This is a genomic window from Staphylococcus coagulans, assembly GCF_002901995.1.
Classification (GTDB): Bacteria; Bacillota; Bacilli; order Staphylococcales; family Staphylococcaceae; genus Staphylococcus; species Staphylococcus coagulans.
The window spans coordinates 24,683-45,401 of record NZ_PPQN01000014.1; the positions used below are offsets into that span (position 1 = coordinate 24,683).

A 20,719-nucleotide genomic window follows, 5' to 3' on the forward strand; every position below is an offset into this window, starting at 1 on the left:
TAAAACCCTTCAAGGTCTCATCTTTCATGTGACTTTTGAAGGGTTTTTAAAGTTGTAGCATTATTTTTTATGTTGCTTCTTAATATATTTTGATAAGTCGATTTGCGCAAGTAATGGGTCGTGGTCACTCGCACGGCCAGACATTTCAGTGAAATCACTATTAACATGAATCATATCAAGACGTGTTTGGGGTGCCAAATGTTTAGACACTAAAACATGGTCTAATGTTTGTGTATTACCTTGATATACGTAAGAATATCTTGCTTTCTTAGGCACTGTATTGACCATATTTTTAAGGCCATAACTTTCAAATGTTTTCAACGAAGGTGTCCATTGAAAATCGTTATAATCTCCAACAGAAATCACATGCGCTTGAGGATTTTGTTGTTGAACTTGTGCGACAAATGCACCTACACGTTTTGCAATTTCAATACGTTGAGGTTCAGTGCGAACGTTGACAGGTTGGTGACGTCCGAATAAACCATCATCACCGCGCTTAGATTTCCAATGGTTTGCGATGGCAATGACTTGTTGGCCTTTGAATTCAAATTGTGCAGCTAAAGATTTTCGAACCTCTTTGAAGGCTGGATCCTGTGGTGAAATACGTCCAGGGTTATGTGTTAGTTGGTTATTTCGATATGCGACGGCTGTATCAGCATCACCAGGTTTGATTTGATCATCAAATTTAACACGATCTGGATTGTATAGGAAGCCGACGCGAATATTAGCGTCCGGTTGACCACCATCTACATTCATTTTAGGATCAATGTTCACGTAGCGATAGGTTGGACCACCAGCCACTTCTATTGCTTTAATGAGACGCTCATATGAAGCTTGGGCTTCGGGGCCGCCTTTGCCAGGTCCATCGTTATCTTGCACTTCTGTAACACCGATAATATCAGGTTTTTTCATATCGGTAACAATGCCTCTAGCTAATTTTTGAGCTTTATCTTGACTTGACGTTTTCACATCATTTGAAAAGTTTTCAAGATTGTATGATGCAACAGACAATTTATTTTCAGAAGGTTTAAGGTAAGTGCCTTGTTGTTGTGCTTTACCCTTTCGGTATGCGACTTCCATCTCTTTTGAGTCAATATTGATTTTATAGTTTTGGAAACTATAATTGACATAACCGATGAGAGGCCCTTTGAAGTAGTCCCCCGTATTGACATTAAATTGATGAGCACGATTTTTGCTATCATTCATTTTAAAAGCGATACGTTGCCCATTTTGATTGTCTTCTTTTAATAACACGCCACCATTTTTAGTTTCTTGGCGATTGCGATTTAAAACAGTAAAAACTTCTCCGTGAGATTGTGGGCCTACACTTCGAACATTTCCTATTTGCACACGCATACCTTCTAACGATTCCCAATAATCTATCGCGTATTTTTTAGGATTATATACTGAGAAATGTTGATCAGATGCGATGGTTTTAGGTATTTTTTTTATTTTAATCGGTTTTGGTAAAGGTTGATCATGTTTTAATGTTTTAATATTTCCATTTTTAGAAGTACGTGCATCAATTTCTGTGACCGGCAGATCCGTTTGTTGCTTTGTATCATAACCTTCGATTGCATACTCATCAACCATACCTGAAACTTGCACAAGGTCACCTACTTTGACGGACGGTGCAGAGTGGCCCGCATAAACTATAATCCCCTCTGACGTATTAGGGTCTTTGTCTTTATATTTGTCAGGTGTTTGTAAATGGAAATAATGATTCCCCTTTACTTGATATTGATATGTAACGATGCCTTCAACATTGTGAACATGTTGTCCTTTCAAAGGTGAGAAGTGTCCTGCACCTTGAATATCATGAATTTGAATAGAATGTGTTGATTGTGCTTGTCCTTGTGCATTAGCGAACGTATTTTGCGCGTGAAAAACAGGGGGCGCCAGCAATAAGCTTAAAACAACAGTTTTACCAATTAACTTCTTTTTCAATAGATTGCCTCCTAAAATATATATTTCATATTTAGTATATCAAAAGAGGAATATAAAGAATGTAAAAATTGAGTAAAATATAGAGATGAAGTAGGGTAATTTCTCACTACAAATAAGTTGATGATGCTAAAAGCGTTAAATTGCTATATTTGTGAAGAGATATCGCCTATATGAGTCTCGTTTTGTGACTCGTATGACTTTAAGTTATTATTTTTTATTTTCTTCATTGTGTTCTAAATGTTTAAGGAGGATATGGTAAATTTCATCAATCAGTTTGGTTGCTGCTAAAACTTCTTGATCTGATAAATAAAGTTCGTTTAAGAGTGACATTTGTAGCTCAGTAATGCGTTGCGCTAAAGTATCGTGTAATAATCGACCTGATGAAGAGAGATTTAACAATTTTTCTCTTTTGTCTTCGCCAGTTTGGATAGTCAACCAATTCTTTTCATTGAGTACTTTCAATATTTTTCGTGTCGTCGGCTTCTCAATTGAACGACGCTTTGAAATTTGGACGAGTGTTGTGTTGGGATGGGCAGCGATATCTTTTAATACAAGCCATTGTGCAGAGTGTAAATCATATTCATTCAACAAAGGTTGGACATATTTAATATATGGACGATGAAGTTTCATCAAATCATCAAACAATACTGAAGGTTTCATAAGGATTTCCTTTCTGTTGCGTAATAGCTTGATTATATCACGTCATCTAAATAGACGAAAAAGCAGAGCGTTTACGATATCTTTATATATGAATCGTATCTATTTGATTTAACATAGATAGTTCAAGCATAGTTTCAAAGATTTTAAATGGATGCATGATGAATGGGGTAGCAATATAATAGGTATCAAACGTATCGTGCTAAATTAAGTGTATATCGAGATTTCATGAATGATATTTGTTAAAATGAAGCAAAGGCTTGCGAAGTGGGAGGTAAGTAAATGATAGATATAGAATTGGATCACATCATTCATTATATACATGGTTTAAAGCGTTTTGAATTTCCTGGGAAATATTTAGAAATTCAATATGGCGGCCAACATGAATCGCTAGGAACATTCAATCGCTTAGTACAGATTGATTTATCCTATATTGAGTTGTTAGATATTTATAATCAAGGGAAAATGAAGCAACAATCAAAAACGCAAAATGGTAAATATTCATTTGCGAAGGCCATTATGGAAAGTGATTATAAGCAAGGTTTTAAAAAGCTCTGCTTTAGAACGCATGATATTGTCAAACTTAAGAAAGCGTTCGAAGCGCGTGGATTGGAAACAGTGGGTCCTATTACAATGACACGTGAAAATAAAAAGGGGCATTCGGTTCAATGGCAACTTTTATACGTCAATAACCATCATTTTGATATGATGATGCCATTTTTTATCCAGTGGCAAAAAACAGATGAAGAAAGAGAAGCTGAATTGGAAGAAAACTTTCAAACTAACTTTAAAATCGACATGGTTACGTTCTTGTCTCATCAACGCCAAACAATGGTAGAAAACTGGAAGCAATGGTTTGATATGGAAACGGTAGAAACTGCTGATCGCTATACAATATTACATAGTCCAGCAAAAAAGGTGAAATTTAAAATTGTAGAGGGTAAAGATGATGCGATCGATACGGTACAGTTTGTCGATCAAACCATTGATTCTCCAGTCTCAATTCGGACACGGGGTGCAAATTATCAATTCGTACCACCTCAAGAATAAATCGCCTGAAACACGATACGTATGATAAGCAATATATGAATAAGCGAGATGAAAACGGCTATAAGCGCAATAATAAGTTGCTTCGATGTTCGATAAAGTAAAATCATATAGACACTCGTAACTAATGAAAAAGCAACAAAAATAATGCGCAAACTTAAGTAATCTATTCCAGTATTAAAGCTAAGTGTGATTTCTATAATGATTAAGTTTACAATAGATAAAAAAATAAGTATGATATTGCGCATTTAAGTACCTCCAGTGATTGTATTAGATGATTGCTTGTTACTTGCAATCCCTTTTAAATGAGAGAAAGTGTGTCATAACAATTTTGAACTTGAATCTGCTCCTTTTGGATGACAAGTAGGCTTCCTCATTTTAAAATTGAAATGTCTATCTCATTGATAATTCAATGATACGTATGATTGATTATACTAAAAAATAAATAAAGACCATAATTTAAAGGAGTATTAATGTCAAAATGAAATTAATGAATATTACTGATCAAGCACATGACGCCTTTGTTAAAAGTCATCCGAATGGCGATTTATTACAATTGACAAAATGGGGAGAAACTAAAAAGCTGACAGGTTGGTATGCGAAGCGAATTGCAGTCGGAGAAAATGGTGAAATTAAAGGGGTTGCCCAATTACTATTTAAAAAAATACCGAAACTTCCGTATACACTATGCTACGCTTCACGAGGCTTTGTCGTTGATTATTCAGATCAACGGGCACTCAAGACTTTACTGGTCGAGGCCATCAAAGTCGCGAAAGATGAAAAAGCTTACACAATTAAAATTGATCCCGATGTTGAAGTTGAGCAAGGGATGACTGTAGTGCAAGATTTATTAGATTTAGGGTTTAAGCATAAAGGGTTTAAAGAAGGCCTCGCAAAAGACTATATTCAACCGCGAATGACCATGGTGACGCCTATCGATAAAAGTGATGATGCGCTTATCCAAAGCTTTGAGAACCGCAATCGTTCAAAAGTAAGACTTGCACTTAAACGCGGAACGAAAGTAGAACGCAAAGGACGCGAAGATTTAAAAATATTTGCTAATTTAATGAAAGAAACGGGTGAAAGAGATGGCTTCTTAACACGTGATGTTTCATATTTTGAAACGATTTATGATGCGCTACATCCAGATGGTGACGCAGAACTTTTCTTAGTTAAACTTGAGCCTAAGCCTGTATTAAAAGACTTGCGTGATGAGCAAGAAAAATTAGAACAAGAGATTCAGGGGCTATCGGAAAAAGATCAAGCCAATAAAAAAGTGCGTAATAAATTAAAAGATGCACAACAAAAGCGTGATAAGAATAGTGCATTGATTAAAGACATGGAATCGCTAGAACGTACGCATCCTGATGGAATATACCTTTCAGGCGCGCTATTGATGTTTGCCGGTCAGAAATCATATTACTTATATGGTGCATCTTCTAATCATTATCGTGATTTTTTACCAAATCACCATATGCAATTTAGAATGATGCAATATGCACGTGAAAAAGGTGCAACGACTTATGATTTTGGTGGTACAGACAATCAACCTGATAAAGATTCAAGTCACTATGGCTTGTGGGCATTTAAAAAAGCATGGGGTACACACTTAAGTGAAAAAATAGGGGAGTTTGATTATGTGTTAAACCCAATCGTTTATAAAGCGGTTGAGCAATTTAAACCACAACTCACACATTTAAAAATCAAACTGGTTCGCCGGATTAAAGCGCTTCGAAATAAAGAAAACTAAATTAAAGCAAGACACTGTTCACTTTAACAATGATAATACGCCGTACGGTTATCATTGCTTATGTTTGAGCAGTATTTTTGCGTTACATAAGACAATTGCGAAATAAACTTTTAAAAAATGATGGATAAACGCTACTTAAGAATGAATGCGGGAGAAAGGGCGAGTTAAACTTGGTCAAAAAATTGATAGATTTTTCATTGTCAAATAAATTTGCAATCATGTTAATGGTGATACTCATCGTATTGGGTGGGGCCTATGCGAGTTTTAAAATGAAGTTAGAACTTTTACCAGATACTGAACCTCCAACAATGACGTTAACTACAACAATGCCAGGTGCAACACCAGAAACAGTTATGAAAGAAGTCAGTAACCCTATTGACGAAGAAATACGTGGCATGGCAGGTGTGACAAGTGTAAAAACGGAATCACTCTCCAATGCTTCAATGGTAACTGTAAATTTTGATGAAAAAACGAATCTTGATAAAGCAGAACAAGATATCGAAAAAGCTTTGAAGAAAATCGATTTTCCAGATGGTGTGCAAGAACCAGAAATCCGAAGAAGTACAGTTAATGCTTTTCCTGTTGTCGCATACTCTATTTTGCATGATCACGATGTTAAAGTGAGCACGAAAGAAGTAGAATCGCAATTAATTCCTAAGCTTCAAACAATTGATGGCGTGCAACGAGCAACTGTCAACGGACAAACGGAACGTAAAGTGACTGTTAAATTTGATGAACAAAAGTTACAAAAGGCAGGGCTTAATGCACAACAAGTTTCAGATTATATTGAAGGAGCGACCAAAAAATCACCTTTAGGATTATTTCAATTTGGTGATACAGAAAAATCGATTGTCATTGACGGTCAATATACCTCTGTCGATGCACTGAAAAATATGGAGATTCCTTTAGCCATCGCTTCTCAATCATCAAGTCGTCCTGAACAGCAGGGTGATGATAAAAAAGAGAATCAGGCATTGCAGTCAACACAATCGTCGTCAGGACAATCTGCAAATGCAGCGGACGTAACTCAATCTGTGCCGTTAAAAAAACTCGCAGATGTGAAACTTGCAGACGAAAGAGAGTCAATTTCAAGAACGAATGGTAAAGATGCTGTCGATGTACAAATTATTAAAGCACAAGATGCAAACACTGTAGCTGTCGCAAATGAAGTTGAAAAAACGGTGAAGGATTTTATTAAACAGCACAAAGATTTAAAATCCGTACAAATTATGGATACTGCAAAACCGATTAAAGACGCTTTAAATACCATGATTGAAAAAGCATTACTCGGCGCAATTGTGGCTATCATCGTTATTTTACTGTTCCTTAGAAATGTAAGAATGACGGCTATATCTGTAGTTTCGATTCCATTGTCAATTCTCATTGCTATAGTGGCATTAAAACTGACTGACGTCTCTTTAAATATTTTGACGCTAGGTGCTTTAACTGTTGCAGTGGGTCGTGTCATTGATGACTCAATTGTTGTTATTGAAAATATTTACCGGAGACTCACAAGGAAAGAGGAGTCGCTTTCTGGTGATCATTTAATTATTTCTGCAACGAAAGAGGTCTTTATTCCGATTATGTCTTCAACGCTTGTAACGATTGTCGTTTTTGCACCTTTAGCTTTCGTTACAGGCTCTGTTGGACAAATGTTTAGACCGTTTGCCTATGCTGTCACATTTAGTTTACTTGCATCCTTATTAGTTTCTATTACGATTGTTCCAGTACTGGGATCTGTATTCTTTAAGAATGGGATTAAGCGTCAACCGAAGTCAGAGCTCGGTGTCATCAGTCGCTACTATAAAAAGGTATTAAGCTGGAGCTTAGATCATAAATGGCTTGTCATTATTTTAAGCACACTGTTATTAGTGGGAAGTGTGGTCTTAGGTACGATGAAAGTAGGAACAAGTTTCATATCTACTGGGGAAGATAAATTTATGGCACTGACATATTCACCAAAACCAGGTGAAACGGAGCAAGGTGTTTTACATCATGCCGAACAAGTCGAAAAATATTTGTCTAAGCAGAAACATGTTCAACATGTACAATATTCAGTTGGAGGCGCGTCGCCAATCGATCCAACAGGTTCAACGAATAGTATGGCAATGATGGTGAAATATGATACACATACGCCTAATTTTAAAGAGGAGCCTGACCGTGTCTTGAATCATATTAAGACCTATCATCACCCGGGAGATTGGAAAAACCTTGATATGGGCACAGGAGGCAAATCCAATACTTTAGAAGTCCAAGTTACAGGTCCTTCTACAGAAGAAATTGAAGGCACTGTCAAAGCGGTCGAAAAGAAAATGGGCAAAGTATCTGGTTTAACGAATGTCAAATCAGACTTAACAGAAACATATGACCAATATGAAGTTCAAGTCGATCCGAATAAAGCAGGTAAAACAGGTATCACATCAGCGCAACTCGCAATGATACTCAATCAAAATATTCCTGACATGACCATTTCAAAAGTGAAAGAGAAAAATCATACGTACAATGTTGTCGTTAAACGTGATAAACAAACGAATTGGACAAAAGATAAATTAGAACAAACGCCATTACCATCCCCAACAGGTGAGAACTTGAAATTGAGTGATGTTGCAACGTTAAAAACATCATCAACACCGAATAAACTCGTTAAAGAAGGCGGAGATTACACAAGTACCGTTTCTGCTACGATTTCTGGTAAAGATGTCGGTTCTATTGCACAAGAGGTTAACAAACAAGTGAACAAAGTTAAAACACCAAGAAATGTGCATACTTCTGTAGGAGGTACAAATAAAGACATCGAAGAAGCATTTTCACAACTCACATTTGCGATGCTTGCTGCCATTATTATTGTTTATTTAGTGCTTGTCCTTACATTTAAAGGCGGGCTCGCACCATTTACAATTTTGTTTGCGCTACCATATACCGTGATTGGTGTTGTCCTTGCGCTTATCTTAACAGGAGAAACACTTTCTGTACCTAGTATGATCGGTTTATTGATGTTAATTGGTATTGTTGTGACAAATGCAATTGTACTAATTGATAGAGTGATTAATAATGAAAAGTCAGGTATGTCGATGAAAGAGTCGTTACTTGAAGCGGGGGGCACAAGGATTCGTCCGATTTTGATGACTGCGATAGCTACGATTGGTGCACTTATTCCATTATTGTTTGGTCAGGACAATTCAATTTTGATTTCAAAAGGACTTGCTGCCACAGTAATCGGTGGACTTTTATCATCAACAATATTGACACTTGTTGTGGTCCCTGTTATTTATGAAATCTTATTCACTCTTAGAAATAAATTAATGCGACGTCAGCATCGTTCATAAGTCGTTGACGTTCAGTAAGAGCTTTTGTAAGATAGAATCATTATCAATTCTCTAAACATTGGATAGAGTCATCATGTTGAAGCCTTAAATGACGGCGAGTGATGAAGAGCATTCCGAATTGAAGTCGCTACAAGTATTGAGCATTTCAATTCGGTTATCTCTACTTAGACGTTTAAAAAGAACTAAGCGTAATTTCGATTAGCCATAACAATAAGGGGGACGATAGGATGGCGTACACGACAATACTCAGTGAGATTCCAGATAGTTATTTTGGTAAAACAATGGGAAAGAAGGTTGAACACGGCCCCTTACCCTTAATTAATTTAGCAGTAGGAATACCTGATGCTGATACACCAGATGTGATTATTAAAGCTTTACAAGAGGCTATTGTGAAGCCGGAAAATCAGAAATATTTAGCATTCCAAGGTAAAGCGACCCTTAAGCAAGCTATTGTTGATTTTTATCAACGTCAGTTTAGTGTCACTTTAGACCCAGAAAAGGAAGTTTGTCTGTTCTATGGTACGAAGAACGGTTTAGTGGCCTTGCCGACATGTGTTATTGAACCAGGGGATGAAGTGCTATTGCCAGATCCCGGGTATACGGATTACCTTGCGGGTGTGTTATTAGCAAAAGGACACCCTAAACCATTGAAACTGTCTAGAGCACGTCATTACTTACCCGATTGGAATGTGGTAGACACGACAAATACACGCCTTATTTATTTGACGTATCCAAATAATCCAACAGGTTCGGTAGCTACAAAAGCCTTTTTCCAAGACACAATTGATCGTTTTAAAGAAACGAAGACGAAAATTGTTCATGATTTTGCGTATCAAGCCTTTGGATTTGACCAACCCAATCCGAGTATTCTACAGGCTGAAGGTGCAAAGTCTTGTGCTGTTGAAGTGTTTTCTTTTTCTAAAGGCTATAATATGTCTGGCTATCGCGTTGGGTTCGCCGTCGGAAACGCTGAAATGATTGAAAATTTACAAAAATATCATACCCATACACAAGCCGGTATGTATGGTGCATTACAAGATGCTTGTACAGTGGCATTAAACGAATGCGATGATGTATTAAATGAGCAGAGTCGTGTGTTTGGCCATCGTCGTGATTTAATCGAAAAAACATTAAATGAAGCAGAGATTCCACATGAACCTATCAAAGGGGGCATTTTCCTCTGGTTACAATGTCCAAATGGATTTACTAGCGATGCGTTCATAGACTATTTGTTACAAGAAAAGTCAATACTTGCGGCGCCTGGTCACCCTTTTGGTGAAGAAGGGGAGGGCTACGTTCGAATTTCTTTTGCTATCGACGAAGCGCAATTAAATACCGCATTAGAAAGATTAGTTTCTTTGAAATCTTTATATCAAAACGATTCTGCAAAATAAGAGGTTAAATTGATCGTTTTTTGACGAATAAAAAGAGATGGCGCGTTACAGAAACCGGAACTTACGAAAAAGTTTGAAATAAATAAAGTGTTTTATCATAAAAAGAAGCGCTAAGACGATTTTCTATTAAAGATCATCTTAGCGCTATTTATTTTGGGGTTGAAGTCCCAGACTCTTTCTGAATACTTGTAATAAAAGCTAAAATAGGTTGAGATGTGGTCATATCTCAACATAGACGTGCTGTGCTTATTGGTTTGATGGTTAGACGTTACATCATCTAATGATAATTATGCATGGATTTATACAAAAATAAAAGCGATGATGATATAAATAACGAGTATAAAAAGGGTCATCATATTTAAAATTTGAACCCCTTTTTCGTCTCCTTTAGAATGTTTGAAGGCTGTTATTTCAACATTACCAATCAGTAGTAAGAGTACGACAAATAACCACCAAGTTTGTGCAGGGTAGTAAATGAGAGAAGTCGCAACAACGATAATTAATAAAATTCCCATAATCGCGCGTAATATTTTAGGCATCGCGATTTGTAATTTAAAGATACTGATATATCCTACGATTAAGTACATCAGTGGAAGTAAGATAAGATAAGCTAACATGAAGTACATCCTTTCTGTATCGTCCTATTAAGGCATTGTGGGACATTACTGCTGTTGTAGTTCAGCGCGAATGTCAGCAATTTGATGTTCGATGTGCTCAAGTTGTCTAACGAGTGGATCTACTTGCTGTGAAGTTGATTCGCGTTTCTCTATATCTCCTTGTATACGAATGTAATCCAGCTTAAGTTCTTGTAACTGATTTTCTAAATCCATAAGTTTCCTCCTTGAATGAATCTCTACTATTATAGCATGTTCACATTGCTTTATTAAAACGTTTTACAGTAACATAGAATTAAGTAATTTTTGAAAGGTATTTTCTAGGGGGTGTAGCATGACAGAGAATTTCTTAATGATTTTACTTCTCATTGCTGTAGGCTACGTACTTAAGCGAATCGGGTTTATTCAGGGACATGAGAGTCACGTTCTTTCTGTACTTGTTTTAAATGTGACACTTCCCGCAGTGGTCATTGTAAACTTAAATCATGTGACTTTAAATCCGTCACTCACCATACTTCCAATCATGATGTTGGTATACGGTATCATCACTAAAATACTTATCGTTATTCTCTTTATTAAATATAATAACGAAATCAGAGGTACGGTAGCAATGATGATGGCGGCTTTAAATATTGGTATTTTTGCCTATCCACTCGTTCAGCAAATTTGGCCAGAAAAGGGCTTGCTTTATTTTGGTATGGCAGATATTGGTGGAGCCATTGTCATGTTTGGTTTGACTTATTTTGCAGCGAGTTATTTTAAGCAAGTGGGTGGCGGATTTAATCCTAAACAAGTCGGACTCAATATGCTCAAGTCAGTCCCATTAATGACGTATATCTTGATGTTGACGCTTAATCTTTTGCAATTACACTTACCGAGTTTTGCAATTCACTTTTTCGAGATTTTAGGACACGCAAATTTACCATTGTCAATGATTTTATTAGGTGTTTTAATGGACTTTAAAATCGAACGTCAATTTTTACCATTGACTCTAAAATATCTCGTCATACATTATGGTTTCGGTATTTTGTTTGGTACGCTTGTGTATTATTTTCTACCTGTCCAAGATGAGATGGTTAAAACGACATTACAATTGACTTGGTTATTGCCTGTAGGTGTTGCAGCACTTTCGTATGCGGTTCAATTTAAATATAAAACGTTACCCGTCATTGCTATGGCCAGTAATGTAACCATTGTAATAAGTATTGTTATTTTGTACGTCTATCAATATCTGTTTGTCTGATTGGGGAAGGATAAGTTAAGCTCGAACATTAATTAAAAACGCGAGATTGAATAGGTATATAAAAGAAGCGTTGGCAAGTCAAGTTGCCTACGCTTCTTTTATAAATGCTTGCAAGTCGATCGAATCGTCTAAGATGGGCTATTTACACTTTTATTGATATATCTTGAACTTTTGATATTCTGAAGTAATATTAAAGCCGAGTTCATGAAAACGAGTAACTAAGCGATGATTTTTACTGCGTATTTTAAAATACACACGGTCTATTTGAGGACGAGATAAAGCACGATGTATTGCATGTTGGATTAAATCAAAAGCGATGCCTTTTAAACGATAGTCTGAATGACTAGAAAAATATTTAATTTCAGCATGGTGTTGTTCTTCGTCATAGATTAAATATAAGTAACCTTTTAAAAGGCCCTCTGCCATATAAAGGACGAGTTCATGTTGATCATCTAGTGATGCGATAATTTCTTTTGCTGTCATCGCATGATGTGTAAACGTATCTTCATGTAATTTTTGGAAATAGCGATGATACGCTTTAGCATATGGAACAATGTGACGTAAGTTGTCGGTTTCGCCCAAATCTTGACTCGTTTCTAAATGATAATCTGTAAACGTATAAGATGCGCCAATGTTTTTCATGTAGTCTTTGATTAATTCATGATGAACTGAAAATGCAAAATAATAGGTAGAAGGTTGCGTATGTTGTGCTGTCATTTGATCAAATAACTGTTTAAATACTTCTCCAGAAGATGTATAATCTTTCTGTTTAATAGGACCGATTACTTTATAACGGTTTTCCGCATAGCTCATGCACAGTAAAACCATTTTAATGTCTGAGGCTTCTTCAACGACAAATATACTGATTTCGCCATCAGCTGTTTCTAAAAAATGTTCTAAAGCATCAATATGATTAAGTGGCAGTTTATTTGTATACGATTGTTTTTCAGTGGCATAATTTTGTATAAATGACGCAATTTCTCGACTGGGAGTGACTTGAGTAATCTTCATCGTGCGCCTCCTTAGTATGATACTTTATCTTATTATAAGTTTTTTCGATTTGAAATGAAAGGCGTATGTCTACTGAAATAAACGTGTAAGAAGAATAGACTTCGATATGTTTGTAGATGATGAATTCAGTGATTCAGTGCTTAACACGTGAGTATCGAGGTTTAATAGTTATGAAGGATGAATGTGAGACATTTGAAACGAGCTCAACCTTTTCTATAAATTTTGATAGGGCGTGTTACAATAAAAATGAAGAAGTGTTTTTTGATGGAGGAATGAACAATTAATGAAGTCACTCATTTTAGCAGAAAAGCCCTCAGTAGGGCGCGACATTGCACAAGCGCTAGGTGTTAACTCAAAGAAAGAAGGTTACTTTGAGAATCAACGTTATATTGTGACCTGGGCATTAGGTCACCTTGTGACAAATGCAACACCAGAGCAATATGATAAAAAATATGAACGCTGGCAATTGAATGATTTACCTATTATACCGAAGCATATGAAAACTGTTGTCATTGGTAAAACGAGAAAACAATTCAACACGGTTCAACATTTGATGAAAAGAAATGATGTCAATGAAATAATTATTGCCACAGATGCTGGACGCGAAGGGGAGTTAGTTGCACGCTTAATTATTGAAAAAGCTCATGTTAAAAAACCAATCAAGCGTTTATGGATCAGTTCAGTAACAACCAAAGCAATTAAAGAAGGCTTTAAAAAATTGAAAGATGGTCGAGCATACAGTGACCTTTATCAAGCGGCATTAGCAAGAAGTGAAGCTGACTGGATTGTCGGAATTAATGCAACACGTGCATTAACAACGAAGTATGATGCCCAACTCTCACTAGGCCGTGTTCAGACGCCTACTATTCAGTTAGTAGCAATGAGACAAGAAGAGATTAAGCATTTTAAGCCGCAACAGTATTATACGCTTGAAATCAATGTGAAAGGGGCAACGTTTGTCTATCAGCATGAGAAGCGGATATATGAACGTGCACAATTAGAAAAACTAGCTCAAAAAGTGAATCATGCGCAAGCGCTCGTGAAAAAAGTCGTAACGAGAGAGAAGAAAACATATCCGGCGCCGTTGTTTAATTTAACAGATTTACAACAAGCCGCTTATCAACGCTATCGTTTAGGCGCAAAACAGACATTGAACACACTACAACAACTTTATGAACGGCATAAACTTGTCACATATCCGCGTACAGATTCAAGTTACTTAACAACAGACATGGTAGATACTTTAAAAGAGCGTATACAGGCGACAATGGGAACAGAATATCAACCGCATGCGCGCGGACTGATGAATCAACGTTACACGAAACAATCGTCTTTTGTAAATAATCAAAAAGTATCTGATCACCACGCCATTATACCTACAGAAGTACGCGCAAACATGGCAGATTTATCAACACAAGAAAAGAAAATTTATCTATTGATTGTTCAGCGCTTTTTGGAAGCTTTATCTGCTCCTTATCGCTATAGAGAAACACAAGTCGAAATAGAACTCATGGGCAAAACGTTTCTGTATAAATCCAAAGAAACGATAGACATGGGCTTTAAGGCTTTACAAGAAAATGTAGATACGAGCCATCCGGTAATTCAGTTTGAGCAAGGTGAACAGTTAACCGTGAATGAATATGTTATTAAAACGCACGAAACATCAGCGCCACCTTATTTTAATGAAGGCTCTCTATTAAAAGCGATGGAACGACCAGATAAATACTTTGATTTAAAAGATAAAAAATCAGCACAAACACTTAAAGTGACTGGCGGTATCGGTACAGTGGCAACACGTGCGGATATTATAGATAAACTTTTTCATATGAACGCAATTGAAAGTCAAGACGGAAAAATTAAGGTCACGTCTAAAGGAAAGCAAATATTAGATTTAGCGCCTGAATCACTTACATCGCCACGCTTAACGGCGCAATGGGAAGATAAACTGCTTCAAATTGAAAAGGGGCAGTATCAACGCAAACAGTTTATTCAAGAAATGAAAGCTTTTACAAATGAAATCATTCATACGATTAAATCGAGTGAACAAAAATATAAGCATGATAATTTAACAGCTGCAGAATGTCCGACATGTGGAAAGTTTATGTTAAAAGTAAAAACGAAAAACGGCTCAATGCTCGTCTGTCAAGACCCATCATGTAAAACTAAAAAAGATGTTAAAACACAAACCAAAGCGCGTTGCCCGCAATGTAAAAAACGTTTGACTAAATTTGGTACAGGTAAACAAGCAACGTATCGTTGTTCGTGTGGCTATACTGAATCGCAAGTGCAAATGGATAAAAGATTTAAAAATAAAGGCAAAGATAAAGTAAATAGAAAAGATATGAAAAAGTATATGAAAGAGGATACGTTGGAAAACAATCCATTCAAAGATGCATTGAAAGGTTTAAACTTATAAGTAAGCTAAAAATCGAACAAAAATCTAATTTTATCAATTAAAGTTCGTTTCTCATATTGAAATTCGTGAGTAATCGTATTAAAATGTTAAAGTATTTCATTAAAAGGAGAAATTTAAAGTGAGAAATTATTTCCGTTTTGACGAGAATCAAACGAATTATAAACGAGAGATTCTAGGTGGCTTGACGACTTTCTTATCAATGGCATACATCTTAGCTGTTAATCCACAAGTTTTAAGTTTAGCAGGGGTGGATGGTGTTCCAGCTGATCAAAAAATGGATCAAGGTGCGGTATTTGTTGCGACTGCATTAGCAGCATTTGTAGGCTGTTTATTTATGGGACTCATTGCAAAATATCCTATTGCACTTGCACCGGGCATGGGATTGAACGCCTTTTTTGCCTTTACTGTCGTGTTAACAATGGGGATTCCATGGCAAACAGGTTTAACAGGTGTGTTCTTCTCTGGATTTATTTTTGCGATTCTAACAGCAACTGGATTGCGAGAAACCATTATTAATGCCATCCCATATGAAATGAAGATGGCAGTGTCGGCAGGGATTGGTCTTTTTATTACCTTTGTAGGATTACAAAGTTCAGGAATTATTAAAAATCAAGATGCGACACTTGTAACACTAGGAAAAATCACTGACCCTAACGTTTTACTTGCTATCGTGGGGATTATCGTTACCGTTGTACTTTATGCAAAGAAAGTACCAGGCGCAATATTTATTGGTATGGTAGTCACAGCGATTGCTGGTTTAGTGACACAACAAATCGCACCACCACATGCGGTCTTAGGTAAGGTACCTAGCATTGCGCCTACATTTGGTGCTGCTTTTGAATCATTTCAAGATCCATCACAATTATTTACAATCCAGTTTTTAATTGTCATCCTAACATTTTTATTTATTGATTTCTTTGATACTGCGGGAACGATTGTTGCCGTCGCTTCACAAGCAGGTATCATGAAAAATAACAAGTTACCTCGTGCAGGGAGAGCGTTGTTTTCAGACTCACTTGCGACGATGACAGGTGCTATTTTTGGTACAACAACGACGACTTCTTATATTGAATCGACATCAGGCGTAGCAGTAGGGGCTCGGACAGGTTTTGCAAGTATTGTTACAGGCTTTTGTTTCCTTCTTGCGTTGTTCTTTAACCCGCTAATGGCTGTAGTCACACCAGCAGTAACGACACCTGCACTCGTTGTTGTAGGGGTATTGATGGCTTCCAGTCTAGCGGAAATTAGTTGGAAACGATTTGAAGTTGCAGTGCCAGCTTTCGTCACAATTATTATGATGCCTTTATCTTATTCTATTGCGACAGGGATTGCGTGTGGCTTCATTTTCTATCCTATTACAATGTTATTAACGAAACGTCATAAAGAAGTCCATCCTATTATGTACGGTTTATTGGTTATCTTTATTCTATATTTTGTATTTGTTCACGGATAAACTCAATAGATTGATATATAAGTATATATATAAAAGAAGTTAGAACGAACAGGCTTGACTTGTTCATGTATCTAACTTCTTTTTTTAGGTTTTAAATTTAAAGTATATATCTAATCATTGACAATTATAAGTATGCTTACATACTTCAAATAATGACTTAGATTACTTATTGTGTTGTGTTTTATTTTGATTTTCATCTGTGTAAATCACAGTAGCTTTAGCGTTACGAATATACACTGGAGAGACTAATACGATCATAAGGAAAAAGATAAGCAAAATTAACATAATCCAGTGTAAAACCATGCCGATGACAGGGATAATAGCGATACCATTCGCTACGATACCAAATGCTGGAATTAAAAGCATAGGACGTATCGTATTTTGTTGACCAAAGATAAAGATTAAAACCATCACCAAATAAATAAAAGCATTAAAAGCTAATGGCTGCCATCCTAAAGCTAATACATACCAGCCTCCAAAAAATGGGAAACCAGCAATAAATTCAGAAACTAAAGCAATTAGCGCAAGAATAATTAAGGCTGTTTTAGAATTTTTAGTCACTCGATTCACCTCCTATCTTTAAAAAGAAGTGACAAATCTGGCTCACTCATTAAATAAAAAACTTTAAGTTTAAGCATTTTACATACACCGCACAAGTGATTCACCAGAAATAATAACTACACTTAAAAATGATGATCTATCAGTGAAGATCATTTTCTTCTATTATAAACTGTAATCCAATGACTCACAAAAACTATCTCTATGATAACGAAAAAAATTCTTTCAAACTATTGAACTTAAGCCGTATTTCAAGTAAAATAACATGGTATGTGAATTAGACATAAAAAACTTTAGGGAAATGGTTGCCAAGTCAACGGTTTTCATGTATCATGTCTAATGTTGGACTTTAAATGCGATGAAGCGAAAGGTTACTGACACACCCGGCCGCTTTGCCATGGCGTTGTGTGAGATAGTTTTCGTGGAGAAGTCTATCACTTTAATGAAGACGTATAAGGAGGGTAAATTATGGCAAAACAAAAAATCAGAATTAGATTAAAAGCTTATGATCACCGTGTGATTGATCAATCAGCTGAGAAAATTGTTGAAACTGCAAAACGTTCTGGAGCGGATGTTTCTGGTCCAATTCCATTACCAACAGAAAAATCAGTTTACACAATTATTCGTGCGGTTCATAAGTATAAAGATTCTCGTGAACAATTCGAACAACGTACACATAAACGTTTAATCGATATTGTTAATCCTACGCCAAAAACAGTTGACGCGCTTATGGGCTTAAACTTACCATCAGGTGTAGACATCGAAATTAAATTATAATAGAAAATTTTAGGAGGTGGACTTTCGATGACCAAAGGAATCTTAGGAAGAAAAATTGGGATGACTCAAGTTTTCGGTGAAAACGGCGACTTGATCCCAGTAACTGTAGTAGAAGCAAAAGAAAATGTAGTATTACAAAAGAAAACGGTTGAGGTTGACGGTTACAACGCAATCCAAATCGGTTTTGAAAACAAAGAAGCATACAAAAAAGATAGAAAAACAAACAAATATGCGAATAAACCAGCTGAAGGTCACGCTAAAAAAGCTGACACAGCACCTAAGCGCTTCATTCGTGAATTCAGAAACGTTAATGTTGACGAATACGAAGTAGGTCAAGAAGTCTCAGTAGATACATTTGAAGTTGGAGACATCATTGATGTAACAGGAACTTCAAAAGGTAAAGGTTTCCAAGGTGCAATCAAACGCCATAATCAAGCTCGCGGACCAATGTCTCACGGTTCACACTTCCATAGAGCGCCAGGTTCTATCGGTATGGCTTCAGACGCATCACGTGTATTTAAAGGGCAAAAATTACCAGGCCGTATGGGTGGTAATACAGTAACTGTTCAAAACTTAGAAGTTGTTCAAGTCGATACGGAAAACAACGTAATTTTAGTTAAAGGTAACGTACCTGGTCCTAAAAAAGGTTTTGTTCAAATCCAATCAGCAATTAAAGCTAACAAATAAATCGTAGCGAAAGGAGGAAATGCATAATGGCAAATTATGATGTATTCAAAGTTGATGGTTCAAAAGCAGGTTCAGTAGAACTTAGCGATGCAGTATTTGCAATCGAACCTAATAATGAAGTTTTATTTGAAGCAATTAACTTACAACGTGCTTCATTACGTCAAGGTACACATGCGGTAAAAAACCGTTCAGCAGTACGTGGCGGTGGACGTAAACCATGGAGACAAAAAGGTACAGGACGTGCGCGTCAAGGTACAATTCGCGCTCCTCAATGGCGTGGTGGTGGTGTCGTATTCGGTCCAACACCAAGAAGCTACGCATACAAAATGCCTAAGAAAATGCGTCGTTTAGCATTACGTTCTGCAATTTCTTACAAAGTTAAAGAAAATGAATTCAAAATTGTGGACAGCTTTAACTTAGAAGCACCAAAAACAAAAGAATTCAAAACAACTTTAACAAATTTAGAGCTACCTAAAAAAGTGTTGGTTGTAACAGTTGGAGAAGATGTGAATGTTGAATTATCAGCACGTAACATTCCTGGCGTACAAATCACAACACCAGAAGGTTTAAATGTTTTAGATTTAACACACGCTGATAGCGTATTAATCACTCAAGAAGCAGCTAAAAAAGTTGAGGAGGTGCTCGGATAATGGAAGCTAGAGATATTCTAAAGCGCCCCGTAATCACTGAGAAATCATCTGCAGCAATGGCTGAAGATAAATATACTTTTGATGTAGATGTTCGTGCGAACAAAACTCAAGTTAAAAAAGCAGTAGAAGAAATCTTTGAAGTTAAAGTTGCAAATGTTAACATCATCAACTATAAACCAAAGAAAAAACGTATGGGCCGTTACCAAGGCTATACAAACAAACGCCGTAAAGCGATTGTGACACTTAAAGAAGGTCAAATCGACTTATTCAACTAAAAACATACCAATAAGGAGGTAAGCGACAATGGCTCTTAAACATTATAAGCCAATTACTAATGGTCGTCGTAATATGACTACATTAGATTTTGCTGAGATCACAAAATCTGAACCTGAAAAGTCATTATTACAACCGCTACCGAAAAAAGCGGGTCGTAACAACCAAGGTAAATTGACGGTACGTCACCATGGTGGCGGTCACAAACGTCAATACCGTGTTATTGATTTCAAACGTAACAAAGATGGAATTCCAGGTAAAGTGGATTCAATCCAATATGATCCAAACAGATCAGCAAACATTGCTTTAATCGTCTATGCAGATGGTGAAAAACGCTACATTATCGCACCTAAAGGCTTAGAAGTAGGTCAAGTCATTGAAAGTGGTTCAGAAGCTGACATCAAAGTTGGTAACGCACTTCAATTAAAAGACATTCCAGTCGGTACAGTTATTCACAACATCGAATTAAAACCAGGACGTGGCGGTCAACTTGCTCGTTCAGCAGGTGCAAGCGCACAAGTACTTGGTAAAGAAGGTAAATATGTACTTGTAAGACTTCGCTCTGGTGAAGTACGTATGATTCTTTCAACTTGCCGTGCAACAATCGGTCAAGTTGGTAACTTACAACACGAACTTGTTAACGTTGGTAAAGCTGGTAAATCTAGATGGTTAGGTAAACGCCCAACAGTTCGTGGTTCTGTAATGAACCCTAACGATCACCCACACGGTGGTGGTGAAGGTCGCGCACCAATCGGTCGTCCATCACCAATGTCACCATGGGGTAAACCTACGCTTGGTAAGAAAACTCGTCGTGGTAAAAAACGTTCTGATAAACTTATCGTACGTGGACGTAAGAGAAAATAAAAATAGCTTATTTGGGTGTGCGGCGTAATCGCTGCACGCACATAATAAGAAA

Annotated in this window: 19 protein-coding genes; 12 read left to right on the forward strand and 7 right to left on the reverse strand. The window is 36.7% G+C overall.

Annotation, left to right across the window (positions count from 1 at the left end; genetic code table 11):
• Window positions 1-60: 60 nt before the first annotated feature.
• Together CD118_RS03860 and CD118_RS03865 are read right to left on the reverse strand one after the other, a co-directional pair.
• Window positions 61-1,947 carry an endonuclease/exonuclease/phosphatase family protein gene (locus CD118_RS03860; protein WP_103356295.1) on the reverse strand — a complete coding sequence of 629 codons (1,887 nt, stop codon included), beginning with the start codon at window positions 1,945-1,947 and terminating at the stop codon, window positions 61-63.
• Between the two features lie 207 nt (window positions 1,948-2,154).
• Window positions 2,155-2,607, reverse strand: coding sequence for a MarR family winged helix-turn-helix transcriptional regulator (locus CD118_RS03865; protein ID WP_050330221.1), 453 nt, complete (start codon window positions 2,605-2,607; stop codon window positions 2,155-2,157).
• A gap of 279 nt (window positions 2,608-2,886) precedes the next feature.
• On the opposite strand from CD118_RS03865, the gene CD118_RS03870 reads away from it, so the two are divergent.
• Entirely contained in the window at window positions 2,887-3,654 is a 768-nt protein-coding gene (locus tag CD118_RS03870) for a VOC family protein (RefSeq protein ID WP_050330223.1), read from the forward strand.
• Here the strand turns inward: CD118_RS03870 and CD118_RS03875 are convergent.
• Complete coding sequence (locus CD118_RS03875; RefSeq protein ID WP_050330225.1) at window positions 3,645-3,899, reverse strand: hypothetical protein; 255 nt, start codon at window positions 3,897-3,899, stop codon at window positions 3,645-3,647. The two genes, CD118_RS03870 and CD118_RS03875, sit on opposite strands and share 10 nt — an antisense overlap.
• Before the next feature lie 233 nt (window positions 3,900-4,132).
• On the opposite strand from CD118_RS03875, the gene CD118_RS03880 reads away from it, so the two are divergent.
• The 3 genes from CD118_RS03880 (at window position 4,133) to CD118_RS03890 (ending at window position 10,121) form a co-directional block, all read left to right on the forward strand.
• Window positions 4,133-5,401, forward strand: a complete 1,269-nt coding sequence (locus CD118_RS03880; protein ID WP_103356296.1) for a lipid II:glycine glycyltransferase FemX — start codon at window positions 4,133-4,135, stop codon at window positions 5,399-5,401.
• 170 nt (window positions 5,402-5,571) lie between these two features.
• Window positions 5,572-8,727, forward strand: coding sequence for an efflux RND transporter permease subunit (locus CD118_RS03885; protein WP_103356297.1), 3,156 nt, complete (start codon window positions 5,572-5,574; stop codon window positions 8,725-8,727).
• A gap of 227 nt (window positions 8,728-8,954) precedes the next feature.
• A complete protein-coding gene (locus tag CD118_RS03890) occupies window positions 8,955-10,121 on the forward strand; it encodes an aminotransferase class I/II-fold pyridoxal phosphate-dependent enzyme (protein ID WP_103356298.1) in 1,167 nt (388 codons plus the stop codon).
• A gap of 299 nt (window positions 10,122-10,420) precedes the next feature.
• On the opposite strand, the gene mspA is transcribed toward CD118_RS03890, so the two are convergent.
• Window positions 10,421-10,738: a membrane stabilizing protein MspA gene (gene mspA / locus CD118_RS03895; protein ID WP_016426343.1), complete on the reverse strand. Its 318-nt coding sequence runs from the start codon at window positions 10,736-10,738 to the stop codon at window positions 10,421-10,423.
• 45 nt (window positions 10,739-10,783) lie between these two features.
• Window positions 10,784-10,951, reverse strand: a complete 168-nt coding sequence (locus tag CD118_RS11960) for an SE1832 family protein (RefSeq protein WP_016426344.1) — start codon at window positions 10,949-10,951, stop codon at window positions 10,784-10,786.
• Between the two features lie 118 nt (window positions 10,952-11,069).
• On the opposite strand from CD118_RS11960, the gene CD118_RS03900 reads away from it, so the two are divergent.
• Window positions 11,070-11,978, forward strand: coding sequence for an AEC family transporter (locus CD118_RS03900; protein WP_050345309.1), 909 nt, complete (start codon window positions 11,070-11,072; stop codon window positions 11,976-11,978).
• A 150-nt stretch (window positions 11,979-12,128) separates the two neighbouring features.
• On the opposite strand, the gene CD118_RS03905 is transcribed toward CD118_RS03900, so the two are convergent.
• Window positions 12,129-12,989 carry a GNAT family N-acetyltransferase gene (locus tag CD118_RS03905; protein ID WP_060829545.1) on the reverse strand — a complete coding sequence of 287 codons (861 nt, stop codon included), beginning with the start codon at window positions 12,987-12,989 and terminating at the stop codon, window positions 12,129-12,131.
• Between the two features lie 283 nt (window positions 12,990-13,272).
• On the opposite strand from CD118_RS03905, the gene CD118_RS03910 reads away from it, so the two are divergent.
• Entirely contained in the window at window positions 13,273-15,405 is a 2,133-nt protein-coding gene (locus CD118_RS03910) for a DNA topoisomerase III (RefSeq protein ID WP_103356299.1), read from the forward strand.
• Window positions 15,406-15,523: 118 nt separating this feature from the next.
• The gene (locus CD118_RS03915) at window positions 15,524-16,858 is read left to right on the forward strand and encodes an NCS2 family permease (protein WP_060829547.1); all 1,335 of its coding nucleotides are present in this window, start codon (window positions 15,524-15,526) and stop codon (window positions 16,856-16,858) included.
• A gap of 162 nt (window positions 16,859-17,020) precedes the next feature.
• On the opposite strand, the gene CD118_RS03920 is transcribed toward CD118_RS03915, so the two are convergent.
• On the reverse strand, window positions 17,021-17,419 hold the full coding sequence (locus tag CD118_RS03920) for a hypothetical protein (protein WP_060829548.1): 399 nt from the start codon (window positions 17,417-17,419) through the stop codon (window positions 17,021-17,023).
• Between the two features lie 465 nt (window positions 17,420-17,884).
• Here CD118_RS03920 and rpsJ point away from each other — a divergent pair, with 465 nt between their 5' ends.
• Genes rpsJ through rplB form a run of 5 tightly spaced genes read left to right on the forward strand, consistent with a single transcriptional unit; the run spans window position 17,885 to window position 20,667 of the window.
• On the forward strand, window positions 17,885-18,193 hold the full coding sequence (rpsJ, locus tag CD118_RS03925) for a 30S ribosomal protein S10 (RefSeq protein WP_001118667.1): 309 nt from the start codon (window positions 17,885-17,887) through the stop codon (window positions 18,191-18,193).
• A gap of 27 nt (window positions 18,194-18,220) precedes the next feature.
• Window positions 18,221-18,880 carry a 50S ribosomal protein L3 gene (rplC, locus tag CD118_RS03930; RefSeq protein ID WP_016426350.1) on the forward strand — a complete coding sequence of 220 codons (660 nt, stop codon included), beginning with the start codon at window positions 18,221-18,223 and terminating at the stop codon, window positions 18,878-18,880.
• Between the two features lie 26 nt (window positions 18,881-18,906).
• The gene (gene rplD / locus CD118_RS03935) at window positions 18,907-19,530 is read left to right on the forward strand and encodes a 50S ribosomal protein L4 (protein WP_016426351.1); all 624 of its coding nucleotides are present in this window, start codon (window positions 18,907-18,909) and stop codon (window positions 19,528-19,530) included.
• A complete protein-coding gene (gene rplW / locus CD118_RS03940) occupies window positions 19,530-19,805 on the forward strand; it encodes a 50S ribosomal protein L23 (protein ID WP_016426352.1) in 276 nt (91 codons plus the stop codon). Before rplD ends, rplW begins: the two co-directional genes overlap by 1 nt.
• Window positions 19,806-19,833: 28 nt before the next feature.
• Window positions 19,834-20,667, forward strand: a complete 834-nt coding sequence (gene rplB / locus CD118_RS03945; RefSeq protein ID WP_016426353.1) for a 50S ribosomal protein L2 — start codon at window positions 19,834-19,836, stop codon at window positions 20,665-20,667.
• Window positions 20,668-20,719: the final 52 nt, after the last annotated feature.

Excerpts from the sequence above, each read along its gene's own strand:
- CD118_RS03890 (WP_103356298.1), top strand. The coding sequence starts at position 8,955 with ATGGCGTACACGACAATACTCAGTGAGATTCCAGATAGTTATTTTGGT.
- rplB (WP_016426353.1), top strand. The coding sequence starts at position 19,834 with ATGGCTCTTAAACATTATAAGCCAATTACTAATGGTCGTCGTAATATG.
- rplW (WP_016426352.1), top strand. The coding sequence starts at position 19,530 with ATGGAAGCTAGAGATATTCTAAAGCGCCCCGTAATCACTGAGAAATCA.
- CD118_RS03870 (WP_050330223.1), top strand. The coding sequence starts at position 2,887 with ATGATAGATATAGAATTGGATCACATCATTCATTATATACATGGTTTA.
- rpsJ (WP_001118667.1), top strand. The coding sequence starts at position 17,885 with ATGGCAAAACAAAAAATCAGAATTAGATTAAAAGCTTATGATCACCGT.
- CD118_RS03865 (WP_050330221.1), bottom strand. The coding sequence starts at position 2,607 with ATGAAACCTTCAGTATTGTTTGATGATTTGATGAAACTTCATCGTCCA.
- rplD (WP_016426351.1), top strand. The coding sequence starts at position 18,907 with ATGGCAAATTATGATGTATTCAAAGTTGATGGTTCAAAAGCAGGTTCA.
- CD118_RS03900 (WP_050345309.1), top strand. The coding sequence starts at position 11,070 with ATGACAGAGAATTTCTTAATGATTTTACTTCTCATTGCTGTAGGCTAC.
- rplC (WP_016426350.1), top strand. The coding sequence starts at position 18,221 with ATGACCAAAGGAATCTTAGGAAGAAAAATTGGGATGACTCAAGTTTTC.
- CD118_RS11960 (WP_016426344.1), bottom strand. The coding sequence starts at position 10,951 with ATGGATTTAGAAAATCAGTTACAAGAACTTAAGCTGGATTACATTCGT.
- CD118_RS03910 (WP_103356299.1), top strand. The coding sequence starts at position 13,273 with ATGAAGTCACTCATTTTAGCAGAAAAGCCCTCAGTAGGGCGCGACATT.
- CD118_RS03905 (WP_060829545.1), bottom strand. The coding sequence starts at position 12,989 with ATGAAGATTACTCAAGTCACTCCCAGTCGAGAAATTGCGTCATTTATA.
- CD118_RS03875 (WP_050330225.1), bottom strand. The coding sequence starts at position 3,899 with ATGCGCAATATCATACTTATTTTTTTATCTATTGTAAACTTAATCATT.
- CD118_RS03880 (WP_103356296.1), top strand. The coding sequence starts at position 4,133 with ATGAAATTAATGAATATTACTGATCAAGCACATGACGCCTTTGTTAAA.
- mspA (WP_016426343.1), bottom strand. The coding sequence starts at position 10,738 with ATGTTAGCTTATCTTATCTTACTTCCACTGATGTACTTAATCGTAGGA.